The organism is Proteiniphilum sp. UBA5384 (assembly GCF_002410825.1).
In the GTDB taxonomy this organism is placed as follows: Bacteria; Bacteroidota; Bacteroidia; order Bacteroidales; family Dysgonomonadaceae; genus Proteiniphilum.
This window is the reverse complement of record NZ_DHOS01000062.1, coordinates 111,572-130,012: the sequence shown is the minus strand read 5'-3', so window position 1 is coordinate 130,012 and position 18,441 is coordinate 111,572. Positions and strand designations below refer to the sequence as shown.

The 18,441-nt window shown below is 43.3% G+C and carries 18 protein-coding genes; 4 read left to right on the top strand and 14 right to left on the bottom strand.

The genetic code is table 11. The features are described 5' to 3' along the window. Positions 1-276: 276 nt before the first annotated feature. The 8 genes from B4G81_RS11900 to B4G81_RS11865 all read right to left on the bottom strand — a co-directional run bounded on the left by B4G81_RS11900 (position 277) and on the right by B4G81_RS11865 (position 8,249). The gene (locus tag B4G81_RS11900; protein ID WP_294082780.1) at positions 277-1,137 is read right to left on the bottom strand and encodes a sigma-70 family RNA polymerase sigma factor; all 861 of its coding nucleotides are present in this window, start codon (positions 1,135-1,137) and stop codon (positions 277-279) included. 204 nt (positions 1,138-1,341) lie between these two features. Next, positions 1,342-2,877: a Do family serine endopeptidase gene (locus B4G81_RS11895; RefSeq protein WP_294082777.1), complete on the bottom strand. Its 1,536-nt coding sequence runs from the start codon at positions 2,875-2,877 to the stop codon at positions 1,342-1,344. A 171-nt stretch (positions 2,878-3,048) separates the two neighbouring features. After that, positions 3,049-4,212: a glycosyltransferase gene (locus B4G81_RS11890; RefSeq protein WP_294082775.1), complete on the bottom strand. Its 1,164-nt coding sequence runs from the start codon at positions 4,210-4,212 to the stop codon at positions 3,049-3,051. 4 nt (positions 4,213-4,216) lie between these two features. Further along, positions 4,217-5,374 carry a diaminopimelate decarboxylase gene (gene lysA, locus B4G81_RS11885; RefSeq protein ID WP_294082773.1) on the bottom strand — a complete coding sequence of 386 codons (1,158 nt, stop codon included), beginning with the start codon at positions 5,372-5,374 and terminating at the stop codon, positions 4,217-4,219. Between the two features lie 89 nt (positions 5,375-5,463). Continuing rightward, a complete protein-coding gene (gene miaA / locus B4G81_RS11880) occupies positions 5,464-6,387 on the bottom strand; it encodes a tRNA (adenosine(37)-N6)-dimethylallyltransferase MiaA (protein WP_294082794.1) in 924 nt (307 codons plus the stop codon). Between the two features lies 1 nt (position 6,388). Further along, positions 6,389-7,192, bottom strand: a complete 804-nt coding sequence (locus tag B4G81_RS11875; protein WP_294082771.1) for a TPM domain-containing protein — start codon at positions 7,190-7,192, stop codon at positions 6,389-6,391. Next, positions 7,170-7,592 (bottom strand): TPM domain-containing protein, encoded by a 423-nt coding sequence (locus tag B4G81_RS11870; protein WP_294082769.1) that lies wholly within the window; start codon positions 7,590-7,592, stop codon positions 7,170-7,172. The genes B4G81_RS11875 and B4G81_RS11870 overlap by 23 nt, the downstream gene beginning before the upstream one ends. A 75-nt stretch (positions 7,593-7,667) precedes the next feature. Then, complete coding sequence (locus B4G81_RS11865) at positions 7,668-8,249, bottom strand: LemA family protein (protein ID WP_294082767.1); 582 nt, start codon at positions 8,247-8,249, stop codon at positions 7,668-7,670. A 257-nt stretch (positions 8,250-8,506) separates the two neighbouring features. Between B4G81_RS11865 and B4G81_RS11860 the strand changes: the two genes are divergently transcribed. Next, positions 8,507-10,108, top strand: coding sequence for a DUF3078 domain-containing protein (locus B4G81_RS11860; RefSeq protein WP_294082765.1), 1,602 nt, complete (start codon positions 8,507-8,509; stop codon positions 10,106-10,108). Here the strand turns inward: B4G81_RS11860 and fmt are convergent. From fmt to recR, 6 genes are all read right to left on the bottom strand, one after another. Beyond that, entirely contained in the window at positions 10,096-11,082 is a 987-nt protein-coding gene (fmt, locus tag B4G81_RS11855) for a methionyl-tRNA formyltransferase (RefSeq protein WP_294082763.1), read from the bottom strand. The two genes, B4G81_RS11860 and fmt, sit on opposite strands and share 13 nt — an antisense overlap. A gap of 34 nt (positions 11,083-11,116) precedes the next feature. Beyond that, positions 11,117-12,907 carry a chloride channel protein gene (locus B4G81_RS11850; protein WP_294082761.1) on the bottom strand — a complete coding sequence of 597 codons (1,791 nt, stop codon included), beginning with the start codon at positions 12,905-12,907 and terminating at the stop codon, positions 11,117-11,119. 379 nt (positions 12,908-13,286) lie between these two features. Further along, positions 13,287-13,850, bottom strand: coding sequence for an L-threonylcarbamoyladenylate synthase (locus tag B4G81_RS11845; protein ID WP_294082759.1), 564 nt, complete (start codon positions 13,848-13,850; stop codon positions 13,287-13,289). 31 nt (positions 13,851-13,881) lie between these two features. Then, positions 13,882-14,424 (bottom strand): GNAT family N-acetyltransferase, encoded by a 543-nt coding sequence (locus B4G81_RS11840; protein WP_294082757.1) that lies wholly within the window; start codon positions 14,422-14,424, stop codon positions 13,882-13,884. After that, positions 14,402-14,980, bottom strand: coding sequence for a hypothetical protein (locus B4G81_RS11835; protein WP_294082755.1), 579 nt, complete (start codon positions 14,978-14,980; stop codon positions 14,402-14,404). Before B4G81_RS11835 ends, B4G81_RS11840 begins: the two co-directional genes overlap by 23 nt. Next, positions 14,977-15,609, bottom strand: a complete 633-nt coding sequence (recR, locus tag B4G81_RS11830) for a recombination mediator RecR (RefSeq protein ID WP_294082753.1) — start codon at positions 15,607-15,609, stop codon at positions 14,977-14,979. The genes B4G81_RS11835 and recR overlap by 4 nt, the downstream gene beginning before the upstream one ends. 238 nt (positions 15,610-15,847) lie before the next feature. Here recR and B4G81_RS11825 point away from each other — a divergent pair, with 238 nt between their 5' ends. The 3 genes from B4G81_RS11825 (at position 15,848) to B4G81_RS11815 (ending at position 18,420) form a co-directional block, all read left to right on the top strand. After that, positions 15,848-16,777 carry an NAD(P)-dependent oxidoreductase gene (locus B4G81_RS11825; RefSeq protein WP_294082752.1) on the top strand — a complete coding sequence of 310 codons (930 nt, stop codon included), beginning with the start codon at positions 15,848-15,850 and terminating at the stop codon, positions 16,775-16,777. Between the two features lie 57 nt (positions 16,778-16,834). Next, complete coding sequence (gene serC, locus B4G81_RS11820; RefSeq protein WP_294082751.1) at positions 16,835-17,914, top strand: 3-phosphoserine/phosphohydroxythreonine transaminase; 1,080 nt, start codon at positions 16,835-16,837, stop codon at positions 17,912-17,914. Positions 17,915-18,057: 143 nt separating this feature from the next. Then, a complete protein-coding gene (locus B4G81_RS11815; protein WP_294082749.1) occupies positions 18,058-18,420 on the top strand; it encodes a BlaI/MecI/CopY family transcriptional regulator in 363 nt (120 codons plus the stop codon). Positions 18,421-18,441: the final 21 nt, after the last annotated feature.

Below are 18,441 nucleotides of genomic sequence, written 5' to 3'. Positions count from 1 at the left end.
TCTAATTAAACATTTTATTACAATAACTCGATATCATTTTTCGTTATCCGATTGAGTACCGTATGCTGCGCTCAGCATGATTATTTCCTACTTCATGTATAACATCTTCTTTAAAATAATGTTCACCAAAGTAAAATTTTTCTCACTTCGGATCACAAATATAAAACTTAATTTTTACATATACTCTTTTTTGTGTAAAAAATCAACAAAAAACGTATTTATAGCGCCCTTTCGAGTATTTTTTTTCCGTTTTATTTTGTTTATATTTGTGTGAAATTAACCAAGATAGGTTTTCAATAATTTACTTCTGGAATCCTGCCTTAGTCGTCGGATTGCTTTTTCCTTGATTTGACGTACGCGCTCACGTGTTAGTTGGAACTTATCGCCAATCTCTTCCAGGGTCATCTCCTGGCAACCAATACCGAAAAACATTTTAATAATATCACTTTCCCGCTCTGTCAGAGTAGAGAGCGCGCGATCAATTTCCTTTTGAAGTGACTCATTAATCAGTGTGCGGTCAGCAATAGGTGCATCATCGTTTACCAATACATCCAGTAAACTGTTATCTTCTCCCTCCACAAAAGGAGCATCCATGGAGATATGCCGCCCCGATACTTTCAGTGAATCGGTTACTTTTTCTACAGACAGGTCCAATTCCTGTGCCAGTTCTTCGGCTGAAGGCCTCCGTTCATTCTCCTGTTCAAATTTTTGGAAGGCTTTGCTTATCTTGTTGAGAGATCCTACCTGGTTCAATGGTAGCCTTACAATTCTGGATTGTTCGGCCAATGCTTGCAGAATTGATTGACGAATCCACCAAACAGCATAACTGATGAATTTGAATCCTCTGGTTTCGTCAAATTTTTCGGCAGCTTTTATCAGACCGAGGTTACCCTCATTAATCAGGTCCGGCAAACTCAATCCCTGATTTTGGTACTGTTTTGCTACCGATACCACAAAACGGAGATTGGCTCTGGTGAGCTTTTCCAGCGCCTGACGGTCGCCTCTCTTGATGGCTTGTGCCAATTCTACCTCTTCTTCCACGGTAATCAGGTCTTCACGACCGATCTCCTGGAGGTATTTATCGAGAGAAGCACTTTCCCGGTTTGTGATTGATTTTGTAATCTTTAATTGTCTCATTTATACTTAATCCTTATTAAGTTATCTTCTTATGCATCTTTTGGGGGTGCAAAAGTACGAAATATTTCTGATACTTAAATAAAAACCCCTTTGATAAAGTACAGCAAAGGAACTTGGCATATAACCCAATCCCTTTGCTATAAAACACGATTAACTACTTTTTTGTTACTCAAAAAGTTGAGATTAACCTCCATTAACTAATTTCTATCGTCTGTTGGTCAAATCGATCGCAATATATTGGGTTCTTCCGTTGGGCGGGTAAAAACCGGCAACGAGTAACACTTTGTCCTGACTATTATTGGTCGCTGTTACGATGTTAGTTATATCGCTTTCGCTGTTGACAGCTGTATTATTGATCCTCATGATGATGAATCCTTTATTAATTCCCTCTTTACGGAGGAGGCCGTTGCTTTCCACACTTTCGACTTCGATACCACTCGAGATACCCAGAGATCTTTTCTTTTCATCGGGAATTTGTTTGAATTTGGCACCTAAAGTATTGATAGCGCTTGTTCCTTTTGTTATTTCAGTACTTCCTTCGTCATTAGTGAGTTCAACGGTAAAGGAGCGTGAGTTCCCATTGCGGTCGACCGTCACATTGACTTTGTTCCCGGGACGGTATCTGTTCAATTGATTCTGCAGTTCTGCAAAGTTATGGACCGGGGTATTGTTGATAGCGGTGATTATGTCGCCTTTCTGGATACCGGCTGCCTTGGCAGCGCTGCGGTCGCCGAAACCTTCTACTACTACACCTTTTATTAGAGATAACTCACGGGCTTTGTCGGGGTCATGACGTCTAACTTCCTCGATATTGGGTGCCATAATTCCCAGGAGGGCGCGCTGTACGGAACCATATTCTTTCAAGTCGGAAGCCACCTTTCCCGCAATCGAAATTGGCACGGCAAAAGCATAACCGGCAAAACTACCCGTTTGCGAGTATATAGCGGTGTTGATGCCTACTAATTCTCCGCGGGTATTGACCAATGCTCCACCGCTATTACCGGGGTTCACAGCTGCATCTATTTGAATAAAAGACTGGATTCCCAGTTCTCCCCCCATCACATTCCCCCTGTTTTTGGCACTCACGATGCCGGCGGTGACAGTAGAGGTAAGGTTGAAAGGATTACCGACAGCCAATACCCATTCTCCGACTTTCAAGGCATCTGAATTTCCGAAAGTAAGGTAAGGAAGATTCTCTCCCTCGATTTTGATCAGTGCGATATCGCTTTGAGTATCGGTACCCACTACTTTGGCTACAAATTCCCTATTGTCGTTCAGTGTAACCGATACTTCCCTGGCATTGGCTACCACGTGGTTGTTGGTGATGATATATCCGTCTTTTGAGATGATTACTCCAGATCCGTATCCCACCTGTTCACGTGGTTGAGAAGGCATCCGGTCTCCGAATCCGAAGAAGAAATCGAACGGATTGATGTATTGTTGCTGGGTTACCGTGGTAGTTTTTACGTGTACAACCCCGTCAACCGATTTGGAAGCCGCTTCCGTAAAATCAGGATATCCTTCAGCGGTGGTGAGGTTAGTAAGCACTACATTTTTGTCTTGTTCAAAAGTGTTGGCATATCCTCTGACATCTTCGGAAACTATGCCTCCCGATAAGCCGGAACCTGCCTTGTCGGAGTTATTCTTACTTATTGCGTTATAACCGAATACAGTGACAATTGAACTTACAATCGCTACCAGTACCACTAAGAGTACATTTTTACTATTTCCTGTGTTCATATTTTTATGTATTGATATTTATTTGTCATTTTCCTGACAAATATATGACAAATAGTATGCAATTATTTTAGCTGGAGTTTTGCTTTTAACACTTTTAACGCAAATAAAGTGCGATTAACCGGTTTTAACCCTACTCGTTTCATTTATAGCCTCTTTTGGCTGACAGATTGTCTACTTTTTGGAGGCGTATTTTTTGAACCGTCCGTTGTTGAGTGGCTGGAAAATGTCATAAAATAAAAGATTGATATGGTATTTACCTGCACCAAAAAGGCGGCTTGTGAGGGTAATCACCCTTAGTTGCAGGCTGTATCTTACAATGAAAAGCAACAATACGAATCCCATGAGAAGATAGTTTTTCATGAGTACTCCCAGCGTAATTCCTCCTATCGTTAACAGGTAGAAGAGGTATTTTGAGAATGTTTCCAGACTAAAGATACGGGAGGAAAATCCTTTGTAATATTTTTTCGAATAGAGGTACCGCGATTTTAGTGCACGCCATTCTGAGAAGTGCCGTATGTTGCCGGTCTCCGTCAGGCTCTCTTTGGAAAGTACTACTCCTGTCTTTTTTTTGGGGGCGATCCGGTTGATATATATATCGTCTTCACCGTTTTCCAGATTCAATACAGGTGAAAACCCCTTATTCCTGAAAAAAAGCTCCTTTTTATAGGCCAGGTTCCGTCCGATTCCCATGAAGGGCCTGTGACGGATTGCCATTGAAAGGAATTTCAGGTGATGGATCAGATTGTCGTACATTATAAAACCTCGTAAACCTGTCTTTGGGGGAATTTCCAACCGGTTAAAACCTAAGATAACCTCTTTCCCTTTTGCAAATTCTTTTGCAAATTCCCTGATCCAATGTTCTGAGCAAGGTTTACAGTAGACTTCGGTGAACAGGAGAAAATCATTCTTTGCCGCTTTGATTCCCAATGTGAGTGCGAGTTTCTTTTCGTTAATGCCTCCGTCGGCTTCTGCAGGTACGTAAGTATGATATAGTTGGGGATACTTCAATTCGGCGGCTTTCAATACGATATCGGTATCATCTGTCGATCCGCTGTTTACTACAATCACTTCAAAATTGGGATAATCCTGTTCCAGTATGAATGGCAGGTTCCGTTCCAGTTCTTGGGCACTGTTCTTCGAAGTGACAATCACCGAGATGGCCGGGAACGATTCTGTGGGAAAAGAAGATTCACCTTTCTTTTTCTGATAGGTATAAGGCCGTCTGTAGATAAAAAGCCAGAAAAAGAGTTGGATCAGGAAACACATCAGCAGTGTACCCGTTAATATCCATTCCGGGAGTGTGAATTGGTTGAGCAGCGAATAAAGAACATCCATATATTTAAAGTTGATCGGAGAAATAGGATAGAGGTAAATTACGGCAATTATACTGTGAGGCCATGACTTCTCCGTAGGCGCCGGCAGACCGGATGGCGATCAGGTCACCCCTGGTACTTTCATTGAGAAGTATCTGTTCTGCAAAGACATCACTCGATTCGCAGATGGGACCTACCACGTCGTATGGTGTCGGATCCTTGTCGGAAGAAATATTCTCTATATGGTGAAATGCCTGATAAAGTGCCGGACGTATCAGATCTGTCATTCCGGCATCCACAATGAGAAAATTCTTTTGTATGCCCTCTTTTACATAGAGTACCCGTGATATGAGTGAGCCGCAGGGTGCCACTACCGCGCGCCCCAGTTCAAAATGCAGTTGTTGGTTTTCCTGTAGAGGAAGGTTTTTTTCAAAGAGCCGGAAATAAGATTCGAAATCCGCCATCGGAATATGATTGGGGTGCTGGTAGTTTATTCCCAATCCGCCACCTACGTTGATGACGGATAATTTGATTCCTTGCCCGTTGAACCATTCCTCTAACTCTTTTGCTTTTACGCACAGGTCTTCAAACGATTTGAGGTCGGTGATCTGTGAGCCGATATGGAAATGGATGCCGGTAAATTGCAGGTTTTGTGATGCTTTTATTATCCCAAGTATCCGTGGCAGATCCTGTTCATTGATGCCGAACTTATTTTCATTTAGGCCGGTAGTGATATATTTGTGAGTATGCGCATCTATATTTGGATTGATGCGGAGTGCCACCTTGGTTATTTTACTTTTTGCCGCTGCCAATATGTTCAATACTTCAAGTTCCGGAATCGATTCTACGTTAAAACAGCAAATATCGTTATCAAGGCCGATTTGTATTTCCTTATCGCTTTTCCCCACACCGGCAAAAACGATCTTATCCGGGCTAAATCCCGCTTCCAATGCTGCCCGTATTTCGTTGCCACTGACACAGTCAGCGCCAAACCCATATGAGGCAATCTCTTTCAGGATACGTGGATTGGCATTTGCTTTCACGGCATAATGCACATGAAAAGGCTTGCCTTCCGTCTCCCTTTTTATTGTTTCGAGCGTGGATCGCAGTAACGCTATATCATAATAATAAAACGGTGTGTCGAGTTGTTTGAACTCCTCAACGGGGAATTTTCCTTTGATCATCGGTGTTAATTTCTAAAAATAGAGAATTGACGGAAGCGCCTTGCATATCCTGTCGCTTTGGCACCTTCATTATTATCCGGACAACAAAATTACGATTTTTTCCCGATAAATGAATGTGCCAGTTGTAGTTTTTGCTCCATGGGGAGCGTGGCATCTATCCAATGGATGGTAAATCCACGCCGTTCCATGCCCCTGAACCATGTCATTTGCCGTTTAGCAAACTGATGGATTGCAATTTCCAATTGCCGGTACATCTCTTCATAACTTAGCTTGCCGGTTGCATATAGTGTGACGAATTTATATTCCAGTCCATAATAGATAAGGTCTTCAGGTGAGACTCCCGAATCGAGTATATCCTGTATCTCTTCAATCATCCCTTCTTTCAGGCGTGTCCGGAGGCGTGCAGTGATTTTTTTCCTGCGCAATTCCCTACCAATATCAAGTCCCAGTATCGTACTTTCAATGGCCGGAAACGATGTGGCTGTACTTTCTTGTTTCGATTTGAATTCTTCTATTTCGATAGCGCGGATTGCCCTTTTTTTACTGTCGGTGTCGGTAATATTATGCAATGGACGATAATTTCGGAGAATATCTGTCAGCTCATCAAGTGATTTACTTTCAAGAACCATCCTCAATTCCGGATTGGCCGGCACGTCGGGCAGGTTATACCCTTTCAATACCGATTCGATATAAAGACCGGTACCTCCGCAGAGGATGGGTGTCTTTTCCCGCGAGAGAATATCCTGATAAACTCTATGGAAGTCGTGTTGATAATCAAACAGGGTGTATTTTTCTCCCGGTTCGCGGATATCGATCAGGTGATAAGGGAGGGCGGTTTCTTTTACTGTATATTCAGCGATATCCTTGCCGGTGCCGATATCCATTTGCCGGTATATCTGTCGGGAATCGGCACTGATGACTTCTCCATTGAGTGAGTATGCCAATTGTGCTGCAAACGTTGTTTTCCCGCTTGCAGTAGGTCCCAGTATGGTAATCATAATTTCGTTTTTCATGCTACCAGCTTCCTCCGGCACCTCCGCCACCGAATCTTCCGCCTCCGCCTCCGCCGAAGCCGCCCATACCTCCACCGCCAGAGCCTCCATTCCAGCCCCCGCTGCCGAAACCTCCGCTAGTGCGGCCGCGCGACAGAGGAGGAAAGAATATAGTGGGGGAACTTGTCCGGTGTCCACCTCCGTTGACATGCTGGTCTCCTCCTTTAGAAAAGAAAGAGATCAACAGGACAATGACGATCAGGATGATGATAATTCCAAAAAACGGGATCCCCTCCTCTTCATCGGCATCGGCGGCAAACTCACCGGAGAGACGAGCAATCATGGCATCCACAGCTGCATTTATCCCGCCAAAATAATCGTCTTCCATGAAATAGGGGATCATCTCGTTGCGAACAATACGGCCGGCATAGATGTCAGTGATATATGCTTCCAGACCGTAACCGGTAGCTATAAAGGCCTGGCCGCGGCTATTACCGGTTTTTGGTTTAACAAGGATAACGGCGCCGTTATCCTTACTTTTCTGTCCTATCTGCCATTTTTCTCCCAACCGAAAAGCATAATCGGAGACGTCATACCCGCCCAAGTCACTTACAGATACAATATATATCTGTGTAGATGTGGAATCGTTATATGCCCGCAATTTTTGCTCCAGTGCCATTTCTTCGGAGGGTGAGAAAATATCGGCAAAGTCGTTCACCAGCCGGTAAGGTACCATCGGTTCCGGGATATCTTGGGCGGATAACCTAAAAGTAAAAGAAAGGAATATAAGTATAAACAAGTATTTATTCTTCCAGGATGACTTCATCGCCCAATTCGTTTATATCATTATCCGATACCGGATAACGTGATTTGATCAACTCGCCTACTTTGCCTACCCCCTTGCAAATACCTTCTGTGATCTCTCCGTTTTTGAAATAGGTAAGCATTTTTTCCATCGCCTCGTTCCAGAATCCGCTATTGACCATATCGTGAATACCTTCATCCCCGATAATGGCGGCTTTGTGGTTAGAGGGAGATACATAAATGAGCACACCGTTGTGGAGGCGGGTTTTATTTATCTTAAGCTGGTGGAATTTTTTCAATGCGGCCTCCAGGGGATTGCCATTACACTGCCGGGCAATACATACACGTATCTCTCCCGATGTATGGCTTTCTGCGAGTTGAATTGATTCCGTGATCCGTTGTAGTTCCTCTTTACTTAACATATTTCAAACGACCTCTGGTTTCTCTTAAATTTGCCCCTATCCTGAATTTTTTCTCTTAAACCGGGGACTTTCTTTTCAGAACTGTACTTGTGGAGCGGTTTGGGCTTCGGTAGTGGCTTCGAAGTAGGCTTTGGGCTCAAATTTGAACCATTTTGCGTAGACTACCTGTGGAAATTTACGAATATAGGCGTTGTAATCCTGCGCCAGCATATTGAACCTATTGCGTTCTACCGCTATTCGGTTTTCCGTACCCTCCAGTTGATCCTGTAATGCAAGGAAGTTCTCATTCGCTTTCAACTCGGGGTAATTCTCCTGTATCAATAGTAGCCTGCCCAAAGCCTGGCTGAGTTCATCCTGTGCTTGTTGGTATTGTTTCAGGTTTTCCTCCGTTAAATTCTCCGGGCTGATAGTTGTCTGAGTGGCTTTGGCCCGCGCCTCAGTCACCTGTGTAAAGGTTTCCTGTTCATGTTGGGCATAACCCTTTACTGTATTTACCAGGTTAGGAATAAGGTCGGCACGGCGTTGATAGTTATTCTGCACGTTACCCCACTGGGAGGTGACTGCCTCTTGCTTTTCCACCATCCGGTTGTATCCCTGACATCCGGTGAGCCCCATGGCACCTATCACGATCAATAAAATGAAAGAAATTTTTTTCATACGATTTTATAATAAAATAACTAATAAATTCACAATTGGAAATTACTGAAAACAAAAATACAATTCCGATAAATTGAATAACAGATAAACCATGAAAAAAGTTTTTTTGCTTTAATTCTTTATCCCTTAAAAATAGTAAGTTTTAAAGTCTTGGGCAAGAAAAACAAAGAGTAAATAGAACTTTTTTGTATCTTTGCCCATTGGAAGAGTGGGTGTGTATATGAAAAAAATTGAAATAAAAAGATAAAATAAATCGTATGAAACGAATTATTCTCCCCTTTTTGATTGTCTCTGCCTGTTCATTTGGAACAGTAGCTTCCGGGATTACGAACCTGTCGGTAGAGAGGCCTGACTCCATATCGGTGACAGACAGCTTGGATCTGTTCAGAGACATTACCGACATCAGTAGGCAAATTGAGCGTCGTACGGCACAACCCAAAGAGATTGAGGAGAGTAGGATTGAATCACTGGAACAAATTCCGGATATAATTTCACCGGATACCCTTCCGGAAAAAATTATAATTCCTGAAGCTTCATTGTTAGATGATATTCTGCCTGTGAGGACAGATACTGTTCGTCGGTACAAGAATCCACTTGATTCACTCTATACGAGAAAAGGAAATGGTACACTGCAACTTCCTGTGAACTATAGTAGCTTTGATGCGATGACGGGGCTTTCATTCCGGGATACCCTTTTTTATAACCCGCTTTTCCTGCCGATGATATTTACAGGGGATATGCTTCCCCGTGAATTGTCGCTTTATTCTACGGAAAAAGAGGATGACCGGGGAACACTTATCCCGCTTGAGAAGACATTTGCTCCACGGTTGGAGCATGTGGATTTTGTGCAAAAAGTGCGGCGTGATTATTATATGGCCTATCCCGACAGGATGAGGTATTCAGTAGCCAGTTTTGACTCGATACCTCGTTTGCATGCTTCTGATGATCACGTTGTGAAAGAGACTTTCAACCCATTCCGCGAACTGATCAAAACCGAAACCACCTACTCATTGGAGGCGCCGGGAGTGGAAGGTGCTACCATTGGACGAAAGTATTGGGTGACTTCCGGTGAACATTCTTTCCAGTTCATACAGAATAGATTTTCCGATAACTGGCATCAGGGCGGTACCAATAACCTGAATTTTAATAGCCATCAACTTCTTAGGGCGAACTATAAAAAAGATAAGGTTCGGTTCAATAATACGCTTGAGTGGAGGGTCTCTATTTTTAATTCTCCTGACGATTCGCTTCGTAAAACCCGTATCGGTAATGACCTTATCCGCTATTATGGCGACTTTGGCATAGATGCATTTGCAAAGGGGTGGTCTTATTCTATCAACCTGGAAGCAAAATCACAGGCTCTCCATGCCTATCCGGTCAATTCGAATGATCTTCGTGCGGCGTTCCTGTCTCCGCTGTATGTAAATGTGGGGGGGGGATTGAAATATACGCTCGACAAACCTTCAAAAACGGTACGACACCGTAAGGTTAAGTTGGAACTGGCAATCGCTCCCGTTTCTATCAACTATAAATATGTCTGGAACGACTCTGTGAATGTGAAACGTTTCGGTATCCCCGAGGACAAAAAAAGTCTTCTGGACTTTGGTAGTACCGTCACGGCCATAATGAAATACAATATTACAAGGTATATCACATGGGATTCAAACCTGACTTACTTTACCAGTTACGAGAAGGTAATTTCGGGATTTGAGAATACACTCGATCTGGCATTGAGTAATGCTTTTTCCACTAAAATATATGTGAACCTGAGGTTTGATGACGGAGTGCCTCCCGATCCTGATCTCAAGTATTGGCAGTTAAGCCATACGCTTACATTTGGTTTGAGCTATAAATGGTAATGGAAACCGGCGTTTTTCTCAAATTTGTATCCATTTAAAAAATCAATTGCCCTCATTCTCTTTTTGCCGGTCAGTTGGAGTTCCGTCACCCGTAGGAGGCCGTCTTTGACAACCACGTCGATGTAGGTCTTGTTATCGGTGACAATCCTGCCGGGAAGGAAATGAGGCTTACGGTTTTCAATTAATTCTGAGGTAAATATTTTGAAGCGGCTGTTTTCCTGATTATCTCCCGGTTTGAGAGTTGTCCATGCTCCAGGATAGGGAGAGAGACCCCGGATAAAATTGTATATTTCCTTTGCGGGTTTGTTCCAATCAATTTGGCAATCCTCCTTGAATATTTTGGGAGCTGTTTTTAATTCGGATATATTGTTGATGAGTTCTTCCTGTGGAACAGGGACTACATTCTCTTCCAATATGGCATCTACTGTTTTCAATACCAGTTGTGCCCCCATTCCCATCAGTCTGTCGTGTAAAGTTCCTGCATTATCGCTGTCTTCGATTGTTGTCTTCTCCCGGAAGATGATTTTACCCGTATCAATTTCATGGGAGAGAAAAAAAGTGGTAACTCCCGTTTCTTTTTCCCCATTGATAATGGCCCGGTTGATGGGGGCAGCACCCCTGTATTGCGGAAGTAGCGAAGAGTGAAGATTAAAAGTTCCCTTTGGCGGCATACTCCATACCACTTCCGGTAACATACGGAAAGCCACTACGATCTGCAGGCCGGCATTCAGTTGTTTTAATTCTTTCAGAAAACTTTCATCTTTCAGTTTTTCGGGTTGCAGGACGGGAAGTCCCTGTTGCAGGGCATATTGCTTTACGGGTGATGGTTGCAGTTTATAACCCCTACCGGCCGGTTTATCGGGCATGGTGACAACACCCACTACATTATATCCGTTCTCTACAAGTGCTTTCAGCGACTCTACGGCAAATTCGGGAGTGCCCATGAAGAGAATACGTAATGATTTCTTGTCCATAAAATTAAGAATTAAAAATTAATCATCACATCAATTATTCATCTGCCTCGGAATAATTTTCGACCAATACCTCCCTATACGAATTGAATACCGATGATTGCGACAAAAGGCCCTGGTATACTCCTTTGTTGTCTATCACCGGTAAATTCCAGGCTTTTGTATTTTCAAATTTCGCCATCGCCTCTTCCATGCTACTATGGATTTCGATGGTGGCGGGAGGTCCTACCATAAATTTCTCCACCGTAAATCGGTCATACAGTTCCGGACGGAACATGATATTCCGGATATCGTTCATCATCACCAGTCCTAAAAGGATGCCTTTTTTGTCTACTACAGGAAAAATATTCCGGTTGCTGGTAGAGATCACTTTTACCATATCTCCCAGTGTCATATCGGGTGTGACGGTGGGGATGTCTTTTTCGATCAGATCCTTGACTTTCAAAAAGGTGAGCACAGCCTTATCTTTGTGATGGGTGATCAACTCTCCTTTTTTTGCCAGACGTATGGCATATATGCTATGCTTCTCGAATATCATAATGGTACCATAAGAAAGCAGTGAGACAATCATAAGCGGTAAAAACAGGTCATAGCCCCCGGTCAATTCAGCAATCAGGAAGGTGCCGGTAAGCGGGGCATGCATTACACCGGCCATTACGCCGGCCATTCCCATCAGTGCAAAGTTTTCTTGTGGGAGGTAAACGGTGTATCCCAACTGGTTGAGAGTATAGGAATAAACGAAGCCGGCAATGCATCCGAGGAAAAGGGTAGGAGCAAATACTCCTCCGGTACCGCCCCCGCCATTGGTGGCGGTAGTAGCAAAAACTTTAAAGAAAATGACAAGAATCAGAAAAATGGCAATGGTCCATCTGCTTTCCAACTGATGAAAGAAGCTTTCATTGGTGAGAGAGCCGAATGAATCACCTCCTGCCAACAACACGTTAATGGTGTTATATCCTTCACCATACAGGGGAGGAAAAAAGAAGATCAATAAACCCAGTATGCTCCCGCCAAGCAAAAACCTGTTCCAATAGGTCAGACCGTGGAAGATATCTTCCAGGCGGCTCATGATCCGGATGATATACAATGAGAGAAATCCACAGAGTACCCCCAGCAGGATTACATAGGGGATACGGTTGAGCGTGAACGGTTCAATGAGTGTAAAGGCGAACATGGCATCCATGCCCGTAAGCAAGTACGAGGCGGTGGTGGCGGTAACGGCCGTGACCAGAAGCGGCAGGATAGACGACATGGTGAGGTCGAGTAGCAGGACCTCTATCACAAAAAGAATGCCGGCAATAGGGGCTTTGAAAATACCCGCGATAGCGCCGGCGGCGCCACAGCCTACGAGAATCATCAGGCTGCGTTGCTCTAATTTGAAAATCCTTCCCAGGTTAGAGCCGATGGCGGAGCCTGTCAACACGATGGGTGCTTCCGCTCCCACTGATCCGCCGAATCCGATGGTGATGGAGCTGGCCACCAATGACGAGTACATATTGTGGGGTTTGATCCGGCTCTTGCGTTGGGAAATGGCAAAGAGTATCTTTGTGACCCCGTGGCTGATATCGTCTTTTACCACATATCGCACATAGAGTCCTGCAAGTAGTATTCCCACAATAGGATAGAGCAGGTAGGAAAAGTTCAGGTTGGGTCGGCTGAAATTTTCAGTGAGAAAGACTTGGAAGAAGTGGATCGCCGTTTTCAGGAAGAAAGCCGCCAGGGCCGTGAGAATCCCCACTAAGAAACATACAAACAGTAAAAAATGGCGCTCCTTGATATGTCGGTCGCGCCAAATTAAAAATTTATTGAATCTTTCTGCCGGTTGCATTGTATCTTCGTGAGAATCGTTTTGTTTTTATCCGTGCAAAGATAGAATTTCCTTCGACAAAAGAAAAATAATTCACGATATTACAGTAACCAATCTGAAAGGAGTAGGCACTCATTGGGGCAGGTGGTGCTACCAATTATATGGTTGTGACGCTGAGGGAAGTAAGCTAAGCGTAGATTAAATATGGGTAGCGGTTAATCGATTTATATTCAGTGTATTATATTGATATTCGTAAATTCAAAACAGGTTCTAAGAAATTGTTTTTTTATCAGTTTATCCTCGGTAAAATGTTGTCATCCTTTTATGTTTCCAGTATCCTTCAGATGGGTGGAGTGTTGTTGAAGTATGAAAAAAGTCCGAAGAGTATACAGTGTTGACGTTACTTGCGGATAATTTTGATGGTGCCGTTCCTTTCCAGTTTTATGATCCCTGATGGTTGAGCTTTGCCCTGTTCCTTTTGGCGGTATTCCACGATGTAATCCACGCCTTCCTTTATTGTTTGGCTGATTTGCGAAAAAGTGGCGGGGGAAGCTTCCCCGCTTATGTTGGCCGAGGTGGAGACGATGGGTTTGCGGAATTGCCGGCACAATTCCATCGAGAACGCTTCGGCGGTAATGCGGATGCCGATGGAACCATCTTCGGCGATAAGGTTGGCAGCCAGGTTTTTGGCTCCGTCGTAGATGATGGTAAGCGGTTTGTCGGTCAGCTCTATCAAGTCCCATGCAATATCGGGCACATCCTTTACGTAGGTCTGTAACTTGGCGGGACTATCCAGCAGTACAAGCATCGATTTGCTGTCGTCACGTTGTTTTAATCCGTAAATGCGTTGTACCGCTTCTTCGTTGGTAGCGTCACAGCCGATCCCCCAAATAGTGTCGGTGGGATACAGGATAACACCTCCTTTTTTTAGAACCTCACATGCTTTTTTTATATCTTCTTGCATATCTTCTTTATGATCATTCAATTAATAAAAACTACTCCATCGGATGTGTTTTGTTGAGCTTTTGCATTATCCATGCATCCTGGAACGAGTCTCCCGTAGAAAGCCATTTTTCCAAAAGGCCCGTCTGGTGATACCCCGCTTTTGTAAATAGCCGGATACTATTCTTGTTTTGCGCGGGAATAACCGCGTAAAGTTGTTTCAGGTTGAGGAACCGGAATGCATACTCTTCCAGCAATGACAGCGTTTGTAAGGCGTAGCCCTTGCCCCGGAATTTACGGTCGATCAGTATCCCTACACCCGCCCTGCGGTGAAACGGGTCAAAATCATAGAGGTCGGTTGCACCCGCAAGTTCACCCGTTTCGCCGAGTGTGACCATTAGCCGCAGCTGCTTGTCCACATATATGTCATACTTATTATCGATCAGGTATTGTTTGATGGAATAACGGGAAAAAGGGACAATGGAGGCTCCCTTATCCCAGAGGGAAGTGTCGTTTTCCCACGCGTACAATAAGTCCAGATCCTCCGGTTCGGGAGCACGTAGACGTATGGTGTTATTTTCCAGCAGCTTGTCCATTTCCCGGATAATTATATTCTGTGGTCATCTGATTCTTATCTATTTCCCCGGATACTTTTATCTCTTCTTCCTCCTCTTCCTCCTCTTCCTTTTCCTCTTCCCTTCCTTTTTCTGCAGGAATCATAAAGAGGCTTTCCAGTTCGGGGTATGACGGTTTACAAAACAGGAAAACGATAAACAGTACCACCGTGAACCAGAAAAAATTCATATTCCCGGAGATACCGAACAAAAGGATATGTGCCATTGTCACCGCACTTATCGGGTAGAGACGCAGGAATGAAGCGCTTTTATACTTTTCCGAGGCTTTTTCTTCTTCCTGCGGACGGGGAATTTTTTTCAACCGGTTGGCAAAAAATCTCAGCGAAACAGGAATGATAATAATAGTGATCATGACAGCATATCTTTCCGCTGTGATACTTACGGTCCCTTTATCTGTAAAGAGGGGTGTAATCCGGAACAGGATCAGAAGGAAAAGGGCAGCCAATACAATGATATGAATATAATAATGTCTTTTCAGTAGATTGATGGTCTTGTCTGTAATATTTGTATTTTTCATTTCGATACAAGTTTATAGGTTTCATCAAATGGTGTCCGGTTTAAGATGGAACGGCCAAGGGTTACCTCGTCGGCATATTCAATCTCGTCACCAATGGAAACGCCTCTGGATATGATACTGACTTTTACTCCGTATGATTGCAGTTTACGGTAGATGTAGAAATTGGTCGTATCGCCTTCCATAGTGGCGCTCAGGGCAAGGATCACCTCTCTGACCACGCCGGACTTCACTCTCTCTTCGAGGCTGGCAATTTCCAGATCCGACGGACCAATACCGTCAATAGGGGAGATAATTCCTCCCAATACGTGATAAAGCCCATTGAATTGTACCGTCTTTTCTATAGCCATCACTTCTTTCACATTTTCTACTACACAGAGTAAAGAATTGTCACGCGACTTATCGGCACATATATTGCATACTTCTGTATCAGAAATGTTATGACACACAGCACAATATTTGATTTCCCTCTTTAATTTCAATATAGTGTCCGCAAAATTGGCCACTCGCTCTTCATCTTGCCGCAAGAGATGGAGTACAAGCCGTAATGCCGACTTCCTTCCTATTCCCGGGAGATTGGCGAATTCATTGACTGCATTTTCGAGTAGGGCAGAGGGATATGGACTGTTCATTGATCTAATATTTTCGAGTAATGCAAAGATACGATGATTCAATTTATCGGACAAATAACTTTTAAATACTGTAAAATAAAATTGTCGCGGATTTTTTTTATTCCGATTTCGCCTTTTGTTGGATATAAGTTTGTAAATTTGCAATTCTATTTACAAAGTGATAAAGAATATAAAAAAATCTTGATCTGTTTCGAATCGGTCGAGTATCCGATGAATTTTTTATAAAAGGGAAAATGATATGAAAGTACTTTTGGCAACGAGTAAGCCATTTGCTTTACCTGCGGTGCAGGGGATTCAACATATTATTGAATCTGCGGGTCATCAATTCGTGAAGTTGGAAAAATATGAAGGGGCAAGTCAGTTGCTTGAAGCGGTGAAAAATGTGGATGCTTTGATCATACGGAGTGATAATATCACCAGGGAGATAATGAAAGCAGCTCCCAACCTGAAGATTGTTGTCAGAGCAGGAGCTGGTTATGATAATGTGGATCTGGAGGCAGCAACTGAATGTGGTGTTTGTGTAATGAATACTCCCGGACAGAATGCCAATGCCGTGGCTGAATTGGTTTTGGGCATGATGATTTATGCGCAGCGTAATCATTTTGATGGTTCCGTCGGCCGGGAATTGAGTCGCAGACGGTTAGGATTATATGCCTTTGGGAATGTTGCAAAGATGGTGGCCAAGATTGCGAGAGGTTTTGATATGCCGGTATATGCTTTTTCACCCACACTCACCCATGACGACCTGCGTAAAGAGGGTGAATATGGTGTAATCACGGCATATACCAACGAAGAGCTGTTTCAGAATAGTGATTTTGTTTCTTTACACATGCCATTACTGGAAGAGACACGTTATTGCGTAAATTATTCCCTTCTGTCGCTGTTGCCTCAGGATGGGATGCTCATTAACACGGCACGGAAAGAGCTGGTTGTGGAAGAAGATTTGATCCGTATCATGGAGGAACGTCCGGATTTTCAATATGTGGCCGACGTAAAACCGGATAAGCATGAAGAATTTCTGACAAAATTTCCGAGGCGTTATTTTGCTACACCGAAAAAGTTGGGTGCACAAACAACCGATGCCAATAAAAATGCAGGATTGGCTGCGGCTAATCAGATCGTAGCATATTTTCAGAATGGAGATGAACGTTTTAGGGTAAATCGGTGAAGTAAAATGGAAAAGGTAATTGGTAATTAATAATTTGTAATTTAAAAATACAATCCTATGCAGAAGTATAATTTTAATGCCGGGCCGTGTGTACTTCCCCGGCCGGCAGTTGAGTCAGCCATTGAGGCGATACGCAATTTCGATAATACCGGAATAGGTATTCTGGAAATATCGCACCGTACTCCAGGATGGGAACGGATCATGAAAGAGACGGCGGATCTGTGGAAAGAACTACTCAATATCCCCGATAATTATCGGGTACTCCTGCTTGGCGGAGGAGCCAGTACCCAATTCTTTATGGTTCCTGCCAATCTGATGAAAAAGAAAGCCGCTTATCTGCAAACCGGTACTTGGGCAAAAAAGGCAATTAAAGAAGCCAAGTTCTATGGTGAAGTGGAAGTGGTGGCTTCTTCAGATGACAAGAATTATTCTTATATCCCCAAAGGATATACCATTCCCGTTGATGCTGATTATTTTCATATCACGAGTAATAATACCATTTTCGGTACTGAAATACATGAAGATATCGATAGTCCGGTTCCATTAGTGGCAGATATGTCGTCCGATATTATGAGCCGACCGGTAGATATTTCGAAATATGCTCTCATTTATGGAGGCGCACAAAAGAATGTGGGACCTGCAGGTGTGGCTTTTGTAATTGTCCGTGAGGATGTCCTCGGACAGATCGACCGGCCATTACAAACTATGGTGGATTATCGTACACATATCAGCGATTCTGAAAAGAACCGTTCGATGTTCAATACTCCTCCGGTATTTTCTATCTTCGTCATGCATGAAACACTGAAATGGGTGAAAGAACTGGGAGGCTTGGAAGTGATGCACAAACTCAACAAGGAGAAGGCGGCACTTCTCTATGATGAAATTGACCGCAATAAACTTTTCGTGGGAACAGCCGCCAGGGAAGACCGCTCCATCATGAACGTCTGCTTTGTGATGAGCGAAGAATACAAGGATAAAGAAGCTGCTTTCTTACAATTTGCTACTGAAAAAGGCATGGTGGGTATCAAAGGACACCGTTCCGTAGGCGGATTTCGTGCTTCTATCTATAATGCTTGTCCTAAAGAAGCAGTAGAAGCCCTGGTTCAATGTATGCAGGATTTCGAAAAACAGATCTGAAAACTATTCAATAGGTCATTGGAAGCCGTCTCTGAAAAGGGACGGCTTTCTTTATAATTATTTAACTGTAATATTATTACGAAAATGACTATTTGTTACGATAAAATCGTAAGTTTGCATTATAAAAATACAGATGAAAAGATATGGAACGGTTAACTCATCAGGAAGAAAATATAATGTTGCATGTATGGCAACTGAAAGAATGTGCTATCAAGGATGTGGTAGACAAGATGGAAGATCCGAAGCCTCCCTATACTACAGTGGCATCCATTTTTAATAATCTTGAGAATAAGGGATACCTGACAAAGCGGAGATTTGGAAATGTGAAGGTATTCAAACCGGTGATTTCGGAATCGGCTTATAAAAGGCATTTTTTATCGGGAGTGGTGCAGAGTTACTTTGATAACTCCTACAAAGAGTTGGTTTCTTTTTTTGCGAAGGAACAAAAAATTACCGCAGACGAATTGGCGGAAATTATTCGCCTGATTGAAAAGAATCAGAAGTAAAGTAAAGAATTATTTCATTTC

Coding starts and splice junctions, on each gene's coding strand:
- B4G81_RS11900 (WP_294082780.1), bottom strand. CDS start 1,137: ATGAGACAATTAAAGATTACAAAATCAATCACAAACCGGGAAAGTGCT.
- B4G81_RS11895 (WP_294082777.1), bottom strand. CDS start 2,877: ATGAACACAGGAAATAGTAAAAATGTACTCTTAGTGGTACTGGTAGCG.
- B4G81_RS11890 (WP_294082775.1), bottom strand. CDS start 4,212: ATGGATGTTCTTTATTCGCTGCTCAACCAATTCACACTCCCGGAATGG.
- lysA (WP_294082773.1), bottom strand. CDS start 5,374: ATGATCAAAGGAAAATTCCCCGTTGAGGAGTTCAAACAACTCGACACA.
- miaA (WP_294082794.1), bottom strand. CDS start 6,387: ATGAAAAACGAAATTATGATTACCATACTGGGACCTACTGCAAGCGGG.
- B4G81_RS11875 (WP_294082771.1), bottom strand. CDS start 7,192: ATGAAGTCATCCTGGAAGAATAAATACTTGTTTATACTTATATTCCTT.
- B4G81_RS11870 (WP_294082769.1), bottom strand. CDS start 7,592: ATGTTAAGTAAAGAGGAACTACAACGGATCACGGAATCAATTCAACTC.
- B4G81_RS11865 (WP_294082767.1), bottom strand. CDS start 8,249: ATGAAAAAAATTTCTTTCATTTTATTGATCGTGATAGGTGCCATGGGG.
- B4G81_RS11860 (WP_294082765.1), top strand. CDS start 8,507: ATGAAACGAATTATTCTCCCCTTTTTGATTGTCTCTGCCTGTTCATTT.
- fmt (WP_294082763.1), bottom strand. CDS start 11,082: ATGGACAAGAAATCATTACGTATTCTCTTCATGGGCACTCCCGAATTT.
- B4G81_RS11850 (WP_294082761.1), bottom strand. CDS start 12,907: ATGCAACCGGCAGAAAGATTCAATAAATTTTTAATTTGGCGCGACCGA.
- B4G81_RS11845 (WP_294082759.1), bottom strand. CDS start 13,850: ATGCAAGAAGATATAAAAAAAGCATGTGAGGTTCTAAAAAAAGGAGGT.
- B4G81_RS11840 (WP_294082757.1), bottom strand. CDS start 14,424: ATGGACAAGCTGCTGGAAAATAACACCATACGTCTACGTGCTCCCGAA.
- B4G81_RS11835 (WP_294082755.1), bottom strand. CDS start 14,980: ATGAAAAATACAAATATTACAGACAAGACCATCAATCTACTGAAAAGA.
- recR (WP_294082753.1), bottom strand. CDS start 15,609: ATGAACAGTCCATATCCCTCTGCCCTACTCGAAAATGCAGTCAATGAA.
- B4G81_RS11825 (WP_294082752.1), top strand. CDS start 15,848: ATGAAAGTACTTTTGGCAACGAGTAAGCCATTTGCTTTACCTGCGGTG.
- serC (WP_294082751.1), top strand. CDS start 16,835: ATGCAGAAGTATAATTTTAATGCCGGGCCGTGTGTACTTCCCCGGCCG.
- B4G81_RS11815 (WP_294082749.1), top strand. CDS start 18,058: ATGGAACGGTTAACTCATCAGGAAGAAAATATAATGTTGCATGTATGG.